Below are 17,365 nucleotides of genomic sequence, written 5' to 3'. Positions count from 1 at the left end.
TCGGCTGCGACGACGCGTCGCAGCCGTGCGTGAGGGTTTTACCATGGATAATCTGGTGTTAAGCGCGGTTAAAAAGAACCGCGCACGTCTTATTCCTTTCATGTTGATGCTCTACGTGCTGGCGTTTCTGGACCGCGCCAACATCGGTTTTGCCAAAGAGGCGTATCAACTTGATACCGGCCTGAGTAATGAAGCTTACGCGTTAGGTGCCGGAATCTTCTTTGTGGTGTACGCGCTGCTTGGCGTACCGGCCAATTTACTGATGAAGCGATTCGGCGCGCGCAGCTGGATTGGCGGCACCACGCTGCTGTGGGGATTTCTTTCGGCGGCGATGGCATTTGCTGATACCGAAGCCAAATTCCTGCTGGTGCGCACCTTGCTCGGCGCTGCTGAGGCAGGTTTCTTCCCCGGCATGATTTATCTCACCTCGCTGTGGTTCCCGCAGCAGCAGCGCGCCAGCGTAATGGGGCTGTTCTATATGGGCGCGCCGCTGGCGTTGACGCTGGGTTCACCGCTTTCTGGCGCACTGCTGGAAATGCACGGCGTACTGGGTCATCCCGGCTGGTTCTGGATGTTTATCATTGAAGGATTGTTGGCGGTGGCGGCCGGTGTTTTCACCTTCAGCTATATCGACGACACGCCAGCACAAGCGCGTTTTCTCAGCGCAGAGGAGAAGCAGGCGCTGCAACGTCAGCTGGACAGCGAAGAGCAGCAAAAGCCGACGTCACATCTGCGTGATGCGCTGCGCAATGGTCGTGTCTGGCAACTCGCCATCATCTATATGACCATCCAGATTGCGGTATATGGGCTGATCTTCTTCCTGCCATCGCAAGTGGCGGCGCTGTTGGGTACCAAAGTCGGTTTCCTCGCCTCGCTGGTGGCGGCGATTCCGTGGGTTGCCGCGCTGTTTGGCACCTGGCTGATTCCACGCTATTCCGACCGCAGCGGCGAGCGTCGCCGGGTGGCGGCGTTCACCTTGCTGGCGGCGGCGGTCGGGATTGGTTTGTCCGGATTGGTTTCGCCGCTGTTGGCCATCATCGCGCTTAGCGTCGCGGCGGTGGGGTTTATTGCCGTGCAACCGGTGTTCTGGACCATGCCGACGCAGCTGCTTTCTGGTACCGCGCTGGCGGCAGGCATCGGCTTCGTTAACTTGTTTGGCGCTGTGGGTGGCTTCCTCGCGCCGTTGATTCGCGTAAATGCCGAGATGCAATTTAACAGCAGCGCCGCCGGATTGCTGGCGCTGGCGCTGATTGCCGCCATCGGTTCACTCATTATCCTCAGCCTGAAAGTGGAGCGTCAGTTGCCGCACTCTCAGCAGGCAAGTCATTGAGTAAGGAGAAGCTATGCAGGACCCATTAAAAAATCCTTTCAAAGCCGGATTGGCTAAAGGTGAAACGCAGATTGGCTTGTGGCTGAGCAGCACCTCGTCGTATCTGGCCGAAATTGCCGCCACCAGCGGCTACGACTGGTTACTGATTGATGGCGAACACGCTCCGAATACCGTGCAGGATCTCTATCATCAATTGCAGGCGGTCGCGCCTTATCGCAGCCAGCCGGTGATTCGTCCGATTGAATTCCAGACCGCATTGATTAAGCAGGTGCTGGATATCGGTGCGCGCACCTTGCTGGTACCGATGATCGATAGCGCCGAGCAGGCAAAAGCGTTGGTGCAGGCGACGCGCTATCCGCCTTACGGTACGCGCGGCGTTGGAGCGGGCGTGGCGCGGGCGGCGCGTTGGGGACGCGTGGAAAATTACATGGCGCGCGCCAATGAAGAGTTATGCCTGTTGATTCAGGCCGAAAGCAAAACGGCGATTGATAATCTGGATGCGTTACTGGAAGTAGAAGGCGTTGACGGGATATTTATTGGCCCGGCAGATTTATCCGCCTCATTAGGTTATCCCGATAATGCAGCGCATCCTGAAGTGCAGAAGGTGATTGAGCACAGTATTAAACGCATCCGCAGCGCAGGAAAAGCGGCCGGTTTTCTGGCAGTGAATCTTGAAATGGCAGAACGCGCCATCAGTTGGGGGGCAAACTTTGTTGCTGTTGGTGTGGATACCATGCTTTATACCGATGCACTAGATAATCGGCTCGCGCATTTTAAAAAGCGTTTAATCGCGCCGAATAAATCGAACTACTAATGAGTAAACGGATGGTGCGCCATCCGTTTTTCATTGATGAAATAGGTCATTTAATTGAAATGAATAAGTCTGTTGACGTTAAAAGGCGTTAATAAAAGAACCGTTATTTATCAACGCATCACACAACTGAGCCGGGGCAGAAATCTATCGTTGCGCGCTACCGGCGTAACAACCTCTTTAGCACGTTCTGTGGCATCAAAACCCGCTTGACGACACAGCACACAGGGATCGCTACTTTCACGCATTGCTTGTTTGGTTTTATCATCGAGCTGGCGCTTGCGGCAATAAAGCGGCGTGCAGCCCAATACATGCTTAAACGACCGGGTAAATGATTGCTGGCTTTCAAAATGGTATTTAACCGCCAGGCTGATAATCGGCGCGTTACTGTCTTTTAAGTCATTGATGCAGTAAACCAATTTCTTTTTGCGGATGTAGCGTGCCAGGGTTTCATTGTGATAGCGGGCAAAGAGTTTCTGCAAATACCATTTAGAGTAGCCGGACTTCAGTGCGATATCATCGATGCTTAAACGTTGATCCAGGTTAGCCATAATCCATTCGGTTACCGAATCAATTACCCCTTCATTATATTTTTGCTGTGTCATCATAGTCCTCCATTAACAATTGCAGAGTGTAATTTAATTAATCTTTCCATTCTGCAATTAATGTAAAGTTTTCTGATTATTCGGCTCTTTTGTTATTTGTCATCAAGACCGGTCTTGGTTTTCGTGAATTTACAGGTTTTCTTGTTGTGATGGTGTTGAATATTTATCGTAATAACGGGCGTTATTATTAACTCAAATTTTTCATCGCATCGTGATGCTTAATAGTAAAAGGTGTGCTTTTTGTCGGCACACTTCATCAATACTTAACGCGAATTAACGTGCCAGACTGAAGGTTTTCACTCTTGAGGAATGGCGCTATGGATTTTCGTTTCAAGCCAAAACAGTCACTTGCCGTTATTCTGGCATCAATCGCGCTCTGCGGTACCGCCCCGGCGCTCGCTGCCAATGTGTATGGCGAGCAGTTGGAAGGCTTCCACTATCCCTATCCACTGCAGCACTTTAAATTCTCTTCGCAGCAGCAAGCACTGAGTATGGGTTACATGGATGTCAAACCCACGCAGCAAGCCAACGGCAAAACTGTGGTGCTGATGCACGGCAAGAACTTCTGTGGCGCAACCTGGGACGACACCATCAAAGCGCTGAGCCAGAAAGGTTATCGGGTGATTGCGCCGGATCAGATTGGCTTCTGTAGCTCTACCAAACCAGCTAACTATCAATACACCTTCCAGCAACTAGCGCAGAACACCCATCAGCTGTTGCAGCAGCTAGGTATCGACAACGCCATTATTGTTGGGCATTCCACCGGCGGCATGCTGGCGACGCGCTATGCGCTGATGTATCCACAGCAAACGCAGAAGCTGGTGCTGGTTAATCCCATTGGTTTAGAAGACTGGAAAGCCAAAGGCGCGCCGTGGCGCTCGGTGGATCAGTGGTATCAACGTGAACTCAAGCTGGATGCGGCGGGTATCAAGAAGTATGAACAGCAGACTTATTACAGCGGCCAGTGGAAGCCGGAGTATGACAAATGGGTCGATATGCTGGCCGGACTAAACAGCGGACCGGGCCACAAGAAAGTGGCGTGGAACTCGGCGTTAATCTACGACATGATTTTCACACAGCCGGTTTATTACGAATTTAAAGATCTGCGCGTGCCAACCACCTTAATGATCGGTACCGCTGACACCACGGCGATTGGCAGCGATATCGCGCCGCCGGACGTGAAAGCAAAACTCGGACATTACAACGTGCTGGGCAAGCAGGTGGCGCAGCTGATTCCTGGCGCACGCTTAATCGAATTCCCCGGCATGGGCCACGCGCCGCAAATGGAAGAGCCGCAGAAGTTTAATCAGACATTAATCGCGGATTTAGCTGGCAATTAACCGTAGGGTCGCCATTCATGGCGACCAACATCAACTCAGCTTCTTTTTCCCATTCTTAGCGGCGTACATCCGTTCGTCGCTACCTTCCAGCAACTGTTCCAGCGATTGCGGATGGTCAGGATCGAACTCAACAATGCCCGATGAGAAGTGCAGGGCGTAACGCCGCTCAAGATTCTGGGTTTGCTGTTGCAGAAAACCATCAAAGCGCGCCAACACGCCTTCGGCATCGGCGAGCTGCAAGCCGTTAAACAGCACCACAAACTCATCGCCACCCAAACGGGCAAAGATATCCGCATGGCGGAAACTCACTTTCATGGCATCGGCAAAATCCATCAGCGCGCGGTCGCCTTCGCGATGGCCGAGGGTATCGTTGATGGCTTTAAAGCGATCGAGATCGAGGAACGTCAGGCTGGCGGGTAACTGCTTCACCTGGCACTCATTCAGCGCCAGCTGGCCGAGCGTCATAAAGCCGCGGCGATTGGTGATTTGCGTCAATTCATCTGAGGTCGCGGTCTGGAAAGCCACCAGCTCCGCTTCCGCCATTGCGGCCAAATCGCGCAGTGTATGAATATCGTCTGCATCGAACTGGCGCGCATGGTGATCGATAATACACAGCGTGCCGATTTTGGCTCCGGCGGGCGTGCGCAGTGGACACCCGGCGTAAAAACGCACTGGGCTGTTTTCACCGCTCACCAATGGGTTGTCGTGGAAACGTTCGTCTTCTAGCGCGTTTTCAACCACCATCACATCATCTTGCAGGATTGCGTGGCCACAAAATGAGGTATTACGTGGTGCGGTGGTAGCAGCGTAACCGGCCGCTGATTTGAACCACTGATGGTCCTCTTCCAGCAGGCTGACCAGCGCGACGGGCACGCCAAACAAACGACGAGCAAGGCGGGTTAATCGGTCGAAACGCTCTTCTGCCGGCGTGTGCAGAATGTTGAGCGCACGTAACTGGGCCAGACGATGTGACTCGTCCGCAGGCAGTGCAGGTGCTTTCATCGCGTTACTCTTATTAATTATGGAATTACTGAAACACTGGTGTTGGTGCCATAAAGGCTGAAAGCGCCTGGCAACGTGATGCGATGTCCGATGCCAGGCGTAATGATAATCAGAGCACTTTTTGCTCGGCGAGATCAAGGGCAAAATAGCTGAAAATGAGATCGGCACCGGCACGTTTAATCGCGCCCAGGCTTTCCAGAATCACATTACGTTCGTCGATGGCGCCCGCCTGTGCGGCGAATTTGATCATCGCGTACTCACCGCTCACCTGGTACGCCGCCAGCGGCAACGTGGTGCGTTCGCGGATATCGCGCAGGATATCGAGGTAAGCACCCGCTGGTTTCACCATCAGTGAATCTGCGCCTTCCGCTTCATCAAGCAGCGACTCGCGCAGCGCTTCACGGCGGTTCATTGGATTCATCTGATAAGTCTTACGATCGCCTTTCAGCGCGGTGCCTGCTGCTTCACGGAACGGGCCGTAGAAGGAGGAGGCGAACTTGGTCGAATACGACATGATAGCGGTGTCGGTGAAACCTGCGGCGTCGAGCGCCTGACGAATGGCTTTCACCTGGCCATCCATCGCGGCAGAAGGGGCGATAAAGTCGGCGCCGGCTTGCGCTGCCACCACGGCTTGCTTACCGAGATTAATCAGCGTTTGGTCGTTATCAACGCCGTGATCGCACAGCACGCCGCAATGGCCGTGGCTGGTGTATTCGCAGAAACAGGTATCAGACATCACGATCATTTCTGGCACGGTGTCTTTGCAGATACGCGACATACGTGCCACCAAACCGTTTTCATTCCAGGCATCGCTGCCGGTGGCGTCGGTATGGTGGGAAATGCCGAAGGTCATCACTGAACGAATACCCGCTTTGGCAATACGTTCGATCTCATACGCCAAACGTTTTTCTGGAATACGCACCACGCCCGGCATGGCGTTAATTGGCACGTAATCGTCCACACCTTCTTCAACGAAGATCGGTAGTGCCAGATCGTTGATGCTGAGGTTGGATTCCTGGAACATTTCGCGCATTGACGCGCTTTTACGCAGCCTTCTTGGGCGCTGGATCAGATTAAATTCAGACATGCTCTACAACTTATGCAGGTTAAAAAAGTGGCAATAGTTTACCCCTTTTCGTAGCTGCGGATGAAGGATTGTGTGCGGAAACGAAAACTCCCGCCGGGCGGCGGGAGTGGGGAAGATTACTCGTTGATGTCCGGGTGCTGCTGCACCAGGTTTTTACGTTTCGCCTCAAGCTTGGCGATCTCGTCATCAATATCTTCGATTTTCTGCTCGATGTTGTCGTGATGCTCCTGCAGGATTTCACGCGCTTCTTCGAGATCCGACGCCGCCGGAGTGGCACCGCGCAGCGGCTTGTTAGCGGTCTCTTTCATGTAGATACCGGTAATCAAACCAATCACCGCGACAACCATCAGGTAGTAAGCTGGCATATACAGATTGTTAGTGGCTTCAACTAAATACGCGGCGAGTGTCGGCGTTAAACCGGCAATCAGCACCGAAATATTAAAGGCACTTGCTAACGCGCTGTAGCGAATGTGGGTTGGGAACATCGCAGGTAGCGACGACGCCATCACACCGGTAAAGGCATTAAGAATCACCGCCATCAGCAGAAGACCGGCAAAAATCAGGCCCAACACGCCGCTGTTGATCAGCATAAAGGACGGAATCGCGAAGGCAAACAGCGCGATAGAGCCAATGATGATAAACGGACGACGGCCAAAACGGTCACTCAGCATACCCATCACTGGCTGCACAAACAGCATACCCATCATGATGGCGATAATGATCAATACGCCGTGATCTTCCGAGTAGTGCAGGTTATGCGACAGGTAACTCGGCATGTAGGTCAGCAGCATGTAGTAGGTGACGTTGGTGGCAATCACCAGACCGATACAAGCCAACAGGCTTTTCCAGTGTTTGGTCGCGATCTCTTTAAACGACACTTTCGGGCCATCGCGCAGTCCTTCACGGTCGCCCTGTTCCAGTTTCTCAACGTGCTGCTGGAACGCCGGCGTTTCTTCCAGGGCATGGCGTAGATACAAACCAATGATGCCCAGCGGCAGCGCAATAAAGAACGGAATGCGCCAGCCCCACTCGAGGAACTTCTCTTCACCGATGATGGTAGAGATCAGTACCACAACGCCCGCACCCAGCACGAAGCCCGCAATCGAACCGAAGTCGAGCCAACTGCCCATAAAGCCGCGCTTACGGTCAGGCGAATACTCGGCAACGAAGATCGATGCGCCGGTGTATTCACCGCCGACCGAGAAGCCCTGCGCCATTTTTGCCAACAGCAGCAGGATCGGTGCCCAGATACCAATCGAGGCATAAGAGGGTATCAAGCCAATACAGAAGGTACTGATCGACATGATGACAATGGTGATAGAGAGGATTTTCTGGCGACCATATTTATCGCCCAACATGCCGAAGAACAAACCACCGAGTGGACGAATCAGGAACGGAACTGAGAACGTACCCAGTGCAGCAATCATCTGTACACTTGGTGAAGCATCCGGGAAGAACACCTTACCCAGCGCATAAGCCACAAAGCCATAAACACCAAAATCAAACCATTCCATCGCGTTGCCCAGCGAGGCTGCGGTAATGGCTTTACGTAAACGGGAGTCATCGATAATCGTGACATCATCAATCCCGATAGGTTTTACACGCTTCCTACGTAGTTTCATGCAGATACCCTGTATTGGAATTCGAAAAATCCTCAACGCTGCGGACTCAATAACTGCCAACAGTCCGCGGCGTTGAGAAAATTAAAGCATAGCCGGGAAATAACGTTTTTCCCTGGCCTGCCGGGCAATTATTAGGGGGGTAATGATTGCCAACCGCGACAGAGTATACCGATTTAGTGTGATATTTGTCATGTTTTCACCATTAACTGGCTATTTTTTAGCTAATGCTGTGGCCTGTTAGCCTCTTAAACGCGTCGAAAAAAAGCCGCGACTTCATACCGCCGTTTGCAGTAAGCGTGCGCCATCTGGCGAAACTACATATACTTGCGTGAGTTGCTTTTTTGGAAATCAGGTTTCATATGGCGCGCTTTGTTTTATTTGCCAAAAGTCTCTGCTTTGATGCCGACCAACAGGTGTTTTATCCACTCAATTCTCCTGCACAACGTGTGGCGTTAAGTCCGCTGCAAAGCGCGGTATTGCGTCGCGTGCTTAATGCGCAGGGGAAGCTGGTGCGCAATCAGGCGTTGCATGTACTCTTTCAGCGTGAACCTTCAGATATTCCGTTTGCCGATCGGTTAACCCATTCAATTGCCGAGATTAACCGTCTGGCGCAACAGGCTCATGCGCCGGGCGCCGTCATTCATCAGGTGCCGCTGATTGGCTGTGTGTTGGCGGAACAGGTGGACGTTGAATCCTGCAGTGATGTTCCACCGCCTGCAGCTGAAGTTGCAAAGCCGGTCACGCTGCAGCCTGAACCTGTTAAAAAAGCGGCCGCTGTGAAGAAAAAATCATGGCTGTTGCGCGGAATTGTGTTGGCAGTATTAGTGATCAATGCGGTGCTCGCGCTGGTGGCGCGTCAGGAGTTTGCGCCAACCAGGCATGAAGGTACGCAATACAAATTTTATGGTCAGGAGGCGCAAACGCAGATCTTCATTGCAGAGAGCTTCTCAGAGAACTCTTTTATCGTTAAAGACGCTCTGCGACGTTTTAATGAGTTAAAGCCTCACCTGATGGATGGTGCGACGCCGCCATTACTCTACATTAATCAGTCGCGCACCCGCGTGCATACCAGCGCTTTTCTCTGCGCCAGACCGATTGCTCAAAAGGATAATGAGTGCATATCGTGGATGGTGTTTGTTCAGGAGTTACCGGATGCGTAAATTATTGCCGGGTTTGGCTGTTTTTGTTGCGTTCATCCTACCGTGGGCGTTGGTTTTGTTAGTTCGGCCAAGCGTACCGGTACCAGAGTGGTGCGAAGTACCCTATCGCATTGACAATCAAGGAAAACCCACAGGTACGCTGAATGCGACAGTACGCACTCGTTTTAAAGCGGATGGGAGTGGCACATCGACGATTATCGGCACGGTCTCATTACAAGATCGCCAATATCGGCTGAACCGCGTTTCTGTCAGTACCTGGCATCGTCAGGGGGATTTCATGCTGGTGAATACCCGTAGAGTGCAAGCGATGACCGATGATACGGTGCCAGAAGCGCTCGCAATACAAATTCTCTTCACTTCAGCACGTGCCGCTCATAATGATTATTATCAGATGTATCAACTCCCGAACGGCGATCAAATAATCAATTATTCTGGTATGCCGCGGCTTTATTGCCATACCTGATTGTTGCGCAAATAAATAAGAAAAACTTACCATTAAGCGAGGCGGTAAGCACCGCTTGCCAGTTTGTAAGCATTCAGTAATACTCTGCCGCCGTGCTTTGGTGGAGTGTTCATGTCGAGGAAAAACGCCCAGTCTTTTAAGAATCCCTGGCTGTCGATGATCGACAGTGTAGAAAGGAATCTTATCAATCTTGTGCCTGCGGCACCGCGTACGGCTGCCGTTTCCAGTACCTCGATTGAGTGGATTAACTGTGGCGAACGAGCCGATGCGCAGCTGGCATTATTGGCGCAACAACCCGATGAACTGCTGCAACGCCTGAAAAGCTGGCGCCAGGCCGGATTACTCACCAGCCAGGCGATGGAGAGCTTTCGTCAGCTACAACGGCTGACACAAACCAGCATCGCACGTAACCAACCCATCACCCAGCTTGATGAATATCAGCAATTAGTGGGGCAGTTAACGCCGACGCTGGAGCGCATTAATCAACGTCTCAACGCCCAGCGGGATTTGCCGAATGGCGCAGTGGCGGAAGATAGCCTTGAAGTGGCGCTGCGTATTGCGGAAAAACGTCGCGCAGGCCGTTCAGAGTAACGAGCGCAGCGGCGCACCGGTCAACCATCCCTGAATATCTTCCACCGCCTGCGTAAAGTAGGTGTGATAATTGCTGTCGGCAACATAGCCGAGATGCGGCGTCGCCAGCACATTCGGCAGCAGACGCAACGGATGATCCGCAGGAAGTGGCTCCTGTTCAAACACATCCAATCCCGCACCGGCTAAATGACCCGATTGCAGCGCGGCGATCATCGCTTGTTGATCAACAATCCCGGCACGCGAAGTGTTAATCAGCAGCGCACCAGGCTTCATCTGCGCCAGCGCCGCCGCATCGATCAAATGCCGTGAGCGCTCGCTCAATACCAGATGAATCGACACCACATCGCTGCGGTTGAGCAGCGCAGCCAGCGATGACGAGCGCTCAACGCCACATTCGGCGGCGCGTTCAGCGGTTAAATTCTGGCTCCACGCACATACATTCATGCCAAACGCCTGCGCTACTTTTGCCATCTCGCCGCCGATTTTGCCCAGTCCGAGCAAGCCCAGCGTTTTGCCCTGCAGACTCATGCCTAAGGTGTGCTGCCACGCGCCGTTGCTGCGCAGCGCTTGATTCTCCGGCACGATATGGCGCGCCAGCCCAAGCAATAATCCCCACGTCAGTTCCAGCGGTGCCGCACTGCTGCTGGCGGTGCCACATACCGCGATATAGCGCTCTGCGCAGGCATCTAAATCGATGGAAGCATTACGCATGCCGGAAGTGACGACCATTTTCAGATTGGGCAAGCGGCCAATCAGCTCGGCGCTGAGCGGCGTGCGTTCACGCATCACCACCAGAATGTCGGCGTGGACGATGTGCTTAACCAGTTCATCCTGGTCGGCGAAGTGTTCAGTCAGGGAAATGGTGTTAACCAGCGGGGCGAGAGACGCCCAATCGGCAAGCGACTGGGCGACGTTCTGATAATCATCAAGAATGATGCAGTTCAGGCTCATGATGTTCCTCAACGAGAAGTGGCTTGTGCCCTTGCTCGCTGAGCCAGGCACGCAGCCGGTCATTATCCAGCGGACGGGCATAATAGTAGCCCTGAATAAATATCACACCACGCTGCCGCAGGTACTCAAATTGTGTTGCGGTCTCTACGCCTTCGCCGAGTACATCCAGTTCCAGCTTGTGGCACAGATTAATAATCGCATCCAGCACCGGCGTTTCGACGTCGAGGCCTTCAATGGCGTTAATAAAGCCGCGATCGATTTTCAGATAATCCAATGGGAAGGTGAGCAGATAGGTCAGCGAGCAGTGTCCGGTACCGAAATCATCAATCGCGACTTTCATGCCCTGCGCGCGCAAATGGCGCAGTTTACGCGCCACCATTTCACCGTCTTCAATCAGGCTGCGTTCGGTCAGCTCCAGAGTAATACACATCTGTTTATCTTTGATGCGCTCAGCAAACAGCTCAATGTCTGCCACGAAATCGGCATGTTGCAGATGTTCCGCCGCCAGATTCAGCCCAATGTGAAAACCGGGTTCGACCTGCCAGTCCTGAATATCTTCCGCCATCAACTCCAGCAAATGCTGCGTCAGCGGCACAATCATGCCTTCGGCTTCAGCGGCGCTGATAAAGATATCCGGGCGAATCATGTCGCCATTGGGGCGCTGCCAGCGCAGCAAGGCTTCGGCGCCGGCGCAGGCGTGCAATGTGTTGCTGTAAACCGGCTGATAGTGCACCGAGAACTGACGCGCGCGGATGGCGCGGCCAATCTCATCGTGCCAGGAGATACGGCGACGCAGCCAGTTGGCGGTGAGGATCATCAACAGAATCGAGAAAATCGCCGCCATTGGCAGGAAGATGAACAGCGCCTGACGCCAGGCTTTCAGCAACTCAGAAGCCGGAACCGTCACACTAACGGTGATGGGATAGCGGTTGGATTCGGCCTGAAAAGCTTCACTTTTCATATACAGCTTAGGCCGCGTGTCAGTCGGTCCGCTGGCAATCACCGCGCCGCCGCTAAATTGCAGGCTCATGTGGTAGCCACGCGATCCGCCGATAGCGTTCATAAAGTCCATCAGATATTGGCCATCGATGACCGCCCAAAAACCGCTGGTATCGGGGAGCTGGCGCACAAACACCACGGCAGGACGATTCTGTACGCCGTAAGTGCCGCGCACCGAAATACTCCACCAGGCTTTGCCGGTCGTCGGCGGCTGCTGCAGCATCATTTCCGTTAATGTGCCGTGTTTCAGGCCAAAGGCGGACGAGCAGCTGATGTCACCGCCTTTCAGCATACCAATGGAGCGGAAATAGGGATTGAGCGTGCCGGCGCGCTGCAGCTGATCTTCGATTTGTGCACAAGGTTGATAGTGATACTGACGCAGCTCAGTGATCATATCCCATGCGTTATCACTCATCTTTTCAGCCTGAGTGAGCAAGGTATTGGCGGTGGAAATCTGCTGTTGGTGGACGGTATGGCGCGCTTCGATGGCGGTACAAAGGATGCCGAGCACCAAGGGTAACAACCCGGCGCAGACAATTAAGAGCCAGCCAAAATCGTGATGTCGTTTTTTTAGTGGCACCAGACAATCCTCGGTGGGTTTACGCCGCGCATAAGCTGCGGTTGCGGCGTCAGCAGCATACCATTTTCACAGGGCTGTGTAGGGTAGCGATTTAAGAATAAACCGGTCTGATACAGGTCAATGATCAATCTCACTTTGCGTTTACTGACAATGTTTTGCCGTTATTGGCATTTCCCAGCGGCAAAAACGCTATGCCACGATGTTAGGTAAGCACATTGACCTGAAATGAGGAGCGGAAATGAGCACTGAAACCCTGGATGTCACATCGTTACGGCAGCGCATCAGCGAAGGCGAATGGCAGGCGCGTACCAAGCTGGCACAGGCTTACCATCTGGCGGCCAAGCTGCGCTGGACCGACCATATTTACACCCATTTTTCCCTGCGCGTACCGGGCGATCAGCCGCACTTTCTTATCAACGCTTTCGGGCAAACCTTCGATGAAATCCAGGCGGAAACGCTGGTGAAAATCGACATCGACGGCAATATTATTGACGACCCAACCGGGCTAGGAATTAACCTTGCCGGATTTGTTATTCACAGTGCGATTCACCGCGCGCGGCCCGATGCCCATGCGGTGCTGCATACGCATACTGCGGCGGGAATTGGCGTCTCGGCACAGCGCAACGGCCTGCTGATGATTTCGCAACACAGCACCCGTTTCCATAATCGCCTTGGCTATCACGATTACGAAGGTATCGCGCTGGATCTCGACGAGCAGCAGCGCATCGTGGCCGATCTTGGCGATCTCAACGCGCTGATCCTGCGCAATCACGGCCTGCTGACCAGCGGCGGCAGCATTGAAGAAGCTTTCTACAACCTCTATTACCTCGAGCGCGCCTGCCAGGCCCAACTGGCGGCACAATCGGGCGGCGCGGATCTGATTATTCTGCCAGATGCCGTTGCCGAGAAAGCCGCGCAGGCGTTTGATAACAGCATTCGCCAGCGCAAATATCAGCTGCACTGGGATGCTTACATCCGCCAGCTCAACCGCAACGCACTTTGAGAATCACCCAATGAAATGGCTGAAACCGGTATTTTCTGCGCTGCTGCTGTGCGCGGCGTTTGGCAGTCAGGCGGCGCCTGATTTAAGTAAAGTCACGCTGGTGCTGGGCGATCAGGCGCGCAATCTGCGTTCGCTGATCGAAGCGGCTGATGTGATGAAAGACGCGCCTTATCAATATCGCTGGGCGAACTTCCAGGGCGCGGCGCCACTGTTTGAAGCGCAGCGTGCCGGTGCGGTGGATACCTCGTACGCGGGCGATTTGCCGGTGCTGATGGCGGCGTCGGGCGGCGTACCGCTGAAGATCATCGCCACCAATGTCGGTGACGCCGGTTCGAACGGGCTGATCGTGCCCGCCGACTCGCCGATCCACAGCGTGAAGGATCTGGCCGGCAAGCAGGTTGTCGTCTCGTCGGCGCGTGGCAGTATCTCGCAGCACTTGCTGTATGAGGCGCTGGAAGAGGCGAAAGTGCCGCGTGATACGGTGCCGGTGCGATTTGTGTTGCCGACCGACGCCAGCGCGGCGTTCAACTCAGGACAGATTGCCGCGTGGGCGACCTTCGATCCCTATTTAGGCATTGCGGAAAAGCATGGCGCGCGTCTGCTGCGTGACGGCAAAGGGCTGACGACCGCGCTGTCGTTTGTCACCGCCACGCAAAGCTCGCTCGACGATCCCGCCAAGCGCGCGGCGATTGCCGATTTCACCCATCGTCTTGCCAAAGCGCGCGAGTGGGCGCTGGCGCATCCGCAGCAGTATAACGAGGTGTATGCGCAGTTAACGCGCCTGCAATCGGCGGACGCGCAGCAGATTACTGCGCGTATTTCCCACGGCGTGCGTGGCGTGACGCCGGATGATGTGGCGAAGGTGCAGAAGGTATCGGACTTGTTCAGCGAGTTAAACATCCTGCCGAACAAAGTCGATGTGCAGGCGATCACTGATAACAGCGTGTTTCAATAAGCGGCGTAGGGTCGTCATTCATGGCGACCTGGCTGTTATCGCGCCCGTTTACCCGGCCGCCCATTACCCAACATAATGGCCAATCGGCTGCCGCCCGGCGTGGTTTCCATCAAAATCTTGGTCACGCTGGTGAGTGGCACCGACAGCAACATGCCGACCGGACCCAGCAACCAGCCCCAGAAAATCAACGACAGAAACACCACCAGCGTCGAGAGTCCCAGCCCGCGTCCCATCAATCTGGGTTCCAGCATATTACCGAACACCATGTGAATCGCGCTGAACAGCGCCGCCACCAGCATGGCGTCATAAATATTATTCAGTACCAGCGCCTGAATAAACGGCGGAATGCCAGCGATGATCGGGCCGATATTGGGGATGAAATTAAGGATGAACGCCACCACGCCCCAGAACAGCGCGAACTTCACGCCGAGCAGCAGCAGCGACAGCCAAACGGCCACGCCAGTAATCAAACTCACCAAGGTTTTCAGCGCCAGATAGTGCGTCACGCCTTTCAACGCGCGATGCAGACCGGCGATGCGGATCTGCGGATTGACCATCGCGTTACGCATTTTGTACGGCAGATGGCGCACCTCAAACAGCATAAATACCACGGTGAGAATCAGCAGCAGCACGTTGGTCATCGCGCCGGACAGCTGTTTCAATACCGATGTGGCCATGTCCATCACCACGTTGGGATCGAGGCGTGCCGCCAGCGCTTCGGTAGAGATGTTGATATGAAAACGCGCGGCAAAATGTTGCACCACCGCCAGCTTCTGTTCGAGCATGGCGCGGATTTGCGGATAGGTATCACTGAAGTCACTGGCCGAGCTGGCGAGTACAGCGATGAGTAACAGCACGACGATAAAAATCACGCTGATCACCAAGGTAATCGCCAGGCCACGTTTGACGCCGCGCCGCATCAACATCGTCACCAGCGGATTGAGCACGATTGCCAGGAAGCTGGCCAGTAAGAAGGGCACCAGAATGTCCGAGGCGGCGCGAATGCCCGCCAGAATAATCACCAGCATCGCCAGTTTTACCAGGATGTTCTGGCCAATTTTTTCCTGTAGCAGGTTGTTCATTCTCTCTCCTGAGACGGTTTTTGCTCAGGAGAGTGTAGTTGATGGAAATTAACCATCTGTTTTTTAAGATAAAGAGAAATCCGGATCGCCGTGCCGTAGGGGCGCCATTTATGGCGACCGCCATTATTATCATCACCGGGCCTGACGCCGCATCAATACCGTCGCAGCTAACATCAAACTCAAACTGGCGAGCAGCGTCAGCGTAGCCATCGCCATACCTTGTCCCACCGAACCTTGTTCGAACTGACGCCAGATAAAGATCGCCACGGTTTGCGTGCCCGCCGGCGCCAGCAGCAGCGAGGTCACCAGCTCGCGTGATGCCACGGCAAACACCATCATCATTGCTGCCAGCAAGCTGGGTGCCACCAGCGGCAGCACAACTAGCCGCAGCGCCTGCAAACGTGATGCGCCGTGCACGCGCGCTGCCGGTTCCAGCGTTGGGGCCAGCTGACGCAGCGCGCTACTGACATAGCGCACCGGCCATGGCAGCAGCAAACAGCTGTACGACAGCAGCAGAATAAACATCGTGTTATAGGGCGAAACCGGCCAGAAACCGCGGTTCCACAGCAGAATCAAACCCACGCCAACCACCACGCCCGGCATCGCCGCAGGCAGTAGCGCCAGGCCATCCATCATTGCCAGCAAACGGGTTTTTCCTTCCGACACGCGCCAGGCAATGAGAAAACCCAGCGCGCCTGTCAGCAGCGCCGCGCCAAGCGCCAGGCCGATGCTGGTGGAGAAGGCCGCCAGCGCATCGCCTTGCTGACTGAACAGCGCGCCGAAGTGGCGTAGCGTCAGATTACTGAGATGCAATCCACCGGAGAGCGTATTCAGTAAGCCGCTCAAGGTCATCGCGCCGAGCGGCAGCACCACCGCCAGCAACACGGTGAGAGCAAACGGCAGCAGCATCAGGTTTTGTAAGCCGCCGGCATGCGCCAGTTCCTGAGTTGTCGGTTTACCGCCAACCGCCGTGACATCGCTGCTGCCGGTCAGTTTGCGCTGCAGCAGCCACGCCGTGAGCGCCACCAGGCTCAACATCAGTGACAACGACGCCGCGCCGGGCAGATCGATCGGCCAGTCGGCGAGTTTGGTTTCAATGCCGACGGTCATCAGCGTCAGCTTTGCCTGCGCACCCAGCGCTGCGGGCACGCCGTACTCCTCAATCGCCAGCGTAAACGCCAGTAGCACGCCACCCGCCAACGCCGGTAAGGTAAGCGGCAAGGTGATGTGCCAGAAGCCGCGCCACGCCGATGCGCCGTGCACGCGCGCTACCCAGGCGAGACGTTGTCCGCTCGCCAGCAGCGAACGCGACACCGCGAAATAGACCACCGGGAAGATGTTCAGAGTCATCACGCCAATCATGCCGCTGCTGCTAAACAGCAGGCTGTCGAAGTTGATGCCGGTAAGTTGTTCGATATAGCCGTTGCGTTGCAGCGCCAGCGTCCATGACAGCGCCACAATATAGGGCGGCGTCAGAAACGGGATCAGAAACAGCAAATCCCACAACGCCGCGCCCGGCAGGCGGAACAGGCCGCGCAGTGCGCCGAGCGGTAAGCCCAGCAGCAAACTGCACAGCGCCACGCCGCCGCCGATTTTTAGCGTGCCCAGCCACATCGATGCCAGCTGCGGATCGTCCAGCAGCGCCGGGAAAGCGCTAAAAGCGCCGCGCCAGCTGCCTTCACCGAAGTAAGGAAACAGCGCTTGCAGCACGATAAACAGCAGCGGCAGCGCCACCAGCAGCAATAACGCCAGCAGAATCAAGCCATTCAGGGCACGCGACATCG

General features: G+C 54.7%; 16 protein-coding genes. 8 read left to right on the top strand and 8 right to left on the bottom strand.

Going from position 1 to position 17,365, the window contains the following annotated elements:
* Positions 1-43: 43 nt before the first annotated feature.
* The gene (locus NR302_RS18250) at positions 44-1,330 is read left to right on the top strand and encodes an MFS transporter (protein ID WP_258144113.1); all 1,287 of its coding nucleotides are present in this window, start codon (positions 44-46) and stop codon (positions 1,328-1,330) included.
* 13 nt (positions 1,331-1,343) lie between these two features.
* Complete coding sequence (yfaU, locus tag NR302_RS18245) at positions 1,344-2,144, top strand: 2-keto-3-deoxy-L-rhamnonate aldolase (RefSeq protein WP_258144112.1); 801 nt, start codon at positions 1,344-1,346, stop codon at positions 2,142-2,144.
* A gap of 110 nt (positions 2,145-2,254) precedes the next feature.
* Here yfaU and NR302_RS18240 read toward each other — a convergent pair whose 3' ends face one another.
* Positions 2,255-2,746 (bottom strand): helix-turn-helix domain-containing protein, encoded by a 492-nt coding sequence (locus NR302_RS18240; protein WP_258145220.1) that lies wholly within the window; start codon positions 2,744-2,746, stop codon positions 2,255-2,257.
* Positions 2,747-3,063: 317 nt separating this feature from the next.
* Here NR302_RS18240 and NR302_RS18235 point away from each other — a divergent pair, with 317 nt between their 5' ends.
* A complete protein-coding gene (locus tag NR302_RS18235) occupies positions 3,064-4,086 on the top strand; it encodes an alpha/beta fold hydrolase (RefSeq protein WP_258144111.1) in 1,023 nt (340 codons plus the stop codon).
* Positions 4,087-4,116: 30 nt separating this feature from the next.
* Here the strand turns inward: NR302_RS18235 and NR302_RS18230 are convergent, their stop codons facing one another.
* The 3 genes from NR302_RS18230 to proP form a co-directional block, all read right to left on the bottom strand.
* Positions 4,117-5,088, bottom strand: a complete 972-nt coding sequence (locus tag NR302_RS18230) for a diguanylate cyclase (protein WP_258144110.1) — start codon at positions 5,086-5,088, stop codon at positions 4,117-4,119.
* Positions 5,089-5,197: 109 nt separating this feature from the next.
* Positions 5,198-6,175 (bottom strand): porphobilinogen synthase, encoded by a 978-nt coding sequence (gene hemB / locus NR302_RS18225; RefSeq protein WP_258144109.1) that lies wholly within the window; start codon positions 6,173-6,175, stop codon positions 5,198-5,200.
* A gap of 116 nt (positions 6,176-6,291) precedes the next feature.
* Positions 6,292-7,797 carry a glycine betaine/L-proline transporter ProP gene (gene proP / locus NR302_RS18220; protein WP_008108164.1) on the bottom strand — a complete coding sequence of 502 codons (1,506 nt, stop codon included), beginning with the start codon at positions 7,795-7,797 and terminating at the stop codon, positions 6,292-6,294.
* A gap of 359 nt (positions 7,798-8,156) precedes the next feature.
* Here proP and NR302_RS18215 point away from each other — a divergent pair, with 359 nt between their 5' ends.
* The 3 genes from NR302_RS18215 to NR302_RS18205 all read left to right on the top strand — a co-directional run bounded on the left by NR302_RS18215 (position 8,157) and on the right by NR302_RS18205 (position 10,011).
* Positions 8,157-8,957 carry a hypothetical protein gene (locus NR302_RS18215; protein WP_258144108.1) on the top strand — a complete coding sequence of 267 codons (801 nt, stop codon included), beginning with the start codon at positions 8,157-8,159 and terminating at the stop codon, positions 8,955-8,957.
* Positions 8,950-9,420, top strand: coding sequence for a hypothetical protein (locus tag NR302_RS18210; RefSeq protein ID WP_258144107.1), 471 nt, complete (start codon positions 8,950-8,952; stop codon positions 9,418-9,420). The genes NR302_RS18215 and NR302_RS18210 overlap by 8 nt, the downstream gene beginning before the upstream one ends.
* 111 nt (positions 9,421-9,531) lie before the next feature.
* The gene (locus tag NR302_RS18205; RefSeq protein WP_258144106.1) at positions 9,532-10,011 is read left to right on the top strand and encodes a hypothetical protein; all 480 of its coding nucleotides are present in this window, start codon (positions 9,532-9,534) and stop codon (positions 10,009-10,011) included.
* On the opposite strand, the gene NR302_RS18200 is transcribed toward NR302_RS18205, so the two are convergent.
* Positions 10,003-10,962, bottom strand: a complete 960-nt coding sequence (locus tag NR302_RS18200) for a D-2-hydroxyacid dehydrogenase family protein (RefSeq protein ID WP_258144105.1) — start codon at positions 10,960-10,962, stop codon at positions 10,003-10,005. The two genes, NR302_RS18205 and NR302_RS18200, sit on opposite strands and share 9 nt — an antisense overlap.
* Complete coding sequence (locus NR302_RS18195) at positions 10,937-12,541, bottom strand: EAL domain-containing protein (RefSeq protein ID WP_258144104.1); 1,605 nt, start codon at positions 12,539-12,541, stop codon at positions 10,937-10,939. Before NR302_RS18195 ends, NR302_RS18200 begins: the two co-directional genes overlap by 26 nt.
* Positions 12,542-12,779: 238 nt before the next feature.
* Here NR302_RS18195 and NR302_RS18190 point away from each other — a divergent pair, with 238 nt between their 5' ends.
* Together NR302_RS18190 and NR302_RS18185 are read left to right on the top strand one after the other, a co-directional pair.
* Positions 12,780-13,544, top strand: a complete 765-nt coding sequence (locus NR302_RS18190) for a class II aldolase/adducin family protein (protein WP_258144103.1) — start codon at positions 12,780-12,782, stop codon at positions 13,542-13,544.
* 10 nt (positions 13,545-13,554) lie between these two features.
* Entirely contained in the window at positions 13,555-14,499 is a 945-nt protein-coding gene (locus NR302_RS18185; protein WP_258144102.1) for an ABC transporter substrate-binding protein, read from the top strand.
* A 35-nt stretch (positions 14,500-14,534) separates the two neighbouring features.
* Here NR302_RS18185 and NR302_RS18180 read toward each other — a convergent pair whose 3' ends face one another.
* On the bottom strand, positions 14,535-15,581 hold the full coding sequence (locus NR302_RS18180) for an AI-2E family transporter (protein WP_008108172.1): 1,047 nt from the start codon (positions 15,579-15,581) through the stop codon (positions 14,535-14,537).
* Between the two features lie 132 nt (positions 15,582-15,713).
* Positions 15,714-17,363, bottom strand: coding sequence for an iron ABC transporter permease (locus NR302_RS18175; protein WP_154194025.1), 1,650 nt, complete (start codon positions 17,361-17,363; stop codon positions 15,714-15,716).
* Positions 17,364-17,365: the final 2 nt, after the last annotated feature.

The sequence above is a fragment of the Pantoea sp. SOD02 genome (assembly GCF_024707505.1).
Lineage (GTDB): Bacteria > Pseudomonadota > Gammaproteobacteria > Enterobacterales > Enterobacteriaceae > Pantoea > Pantoea symbiotica.
This window is presented reverse-complemented; position numbering and strand designations above follow the sequence as displayed.

What these genes read in the sequence shown, in the direction of transcription:
- NR302_RS18210 (WP_258144107.1), top strand. Translation starts at nt 8,950, where the DNA reads ATGCGTAAATTATTGCCGGGTTTGGCTGTTTTTGTTGCGTTCATCCTA.
- NR302_RS18230 (WP_258144110.1), bottom strand. Translation starts at nt 5,088, where the DNA reads ATGAAAGCACCTGCACTGCCTGCGGACGAGTCACATCGTCTGGCCCAG.
- NR302_RS18180 (WP_008108172.1), bottom strand. Translation starts at nt 15,581, where the DNA reads ATGAACAACCTGCTACAGGAAAAAATTGGCCAGAACATCCTGGTAAAA.
- NR302_RS18175 (WP_154194025.1), bottom strand. Translation starts at nt 17,363, where the DNA reads ATGTCGCGTGCCCTGAATGGCTTGATTCTGCTGGCGTTATTGCTGCTG.
- NR302_RS18235 (WP_258144111.1), top strand. Translation starts at nt 3,064, where the DNA reads ATGGATTTTCGTTTCAAGCCAAAACAGTCACTTGCCGTTATTCTGGCA.
- NR302_RS18185 (WP_258144102.1), top strand. Translation starts at nt 13,555, where the DNA reads ATGAAATGGCTGAAACCGGTATTTTCTGCGCTGCTGCTGTGCGCGGCG.
- NR302_RS18250 (WP_258144113.1), top strand. Translation starts at nt 44, where the DNA reads ATGGATAATCTGGTGTTAAGCGCGGTTAAAAAGAACCGCGCACGTCTT.
- NR302_RS18205 (WP_258144106.1), top strand. Translation starts at nt 9,532, where the DNA reads ATGTCGAGGAAAAACGCCCAGTCTTTTAAGAATCCCTGGCTGTCGATG.
- proP (WP_008108164.1), bottom strand. Translation starts at nt 7,797, where the DNA reads ATGAAACTACGTAGGAAGCGTGTAAAACCTATCGGGATTGATGATGTC.
- yfaU (WP_258144112.1), top strand. Translation starts at nt 1,344, where the DNA reads ATGCAGGACCCATTAAAAAATCCTTTCAAAGCCGGATTGGCTAAAGGT.
- NR302_RS18200 (WP_258144105.1), bottom strand. Translation starts at nt 10,962, where the DNA reads ATGAGCCTGAACTGCATCATTCTTGATGATTATCAGAACGTCGCCCAG.
- NR302_RS18240 (WP_258145220.1), bottom strand. Translation starts at nt 2,746, where the DNA reads ATGACACAGCAAAAATATAATGAAGGGGTAATTGATTCGGTAACCGAA.
- NR302_RS18215 (WP_258144108.1), top strand. Translation starts at nt 8,157, where the DNA reads ATGGCGCGCTTTGTTTTATTTGCCAAAAGTCTCTGCTTTGATGCCGAC.
- hemB (WP_258144109.1), bottom strand. Translation starts at nt 6,175, where the DNA reads ATGTCTGAATTTAATCTGATCCAGCGCCCAAGAAGGCTGCGTAAAAGC.
- NR302_RS18190 (WP_258144103.1), top strand. Translation starts at nt 12,780, where the DNA reads ATGAGCACTGAAACCCTGGATGTCACATCGTTACGGCAGCGCATCAGC.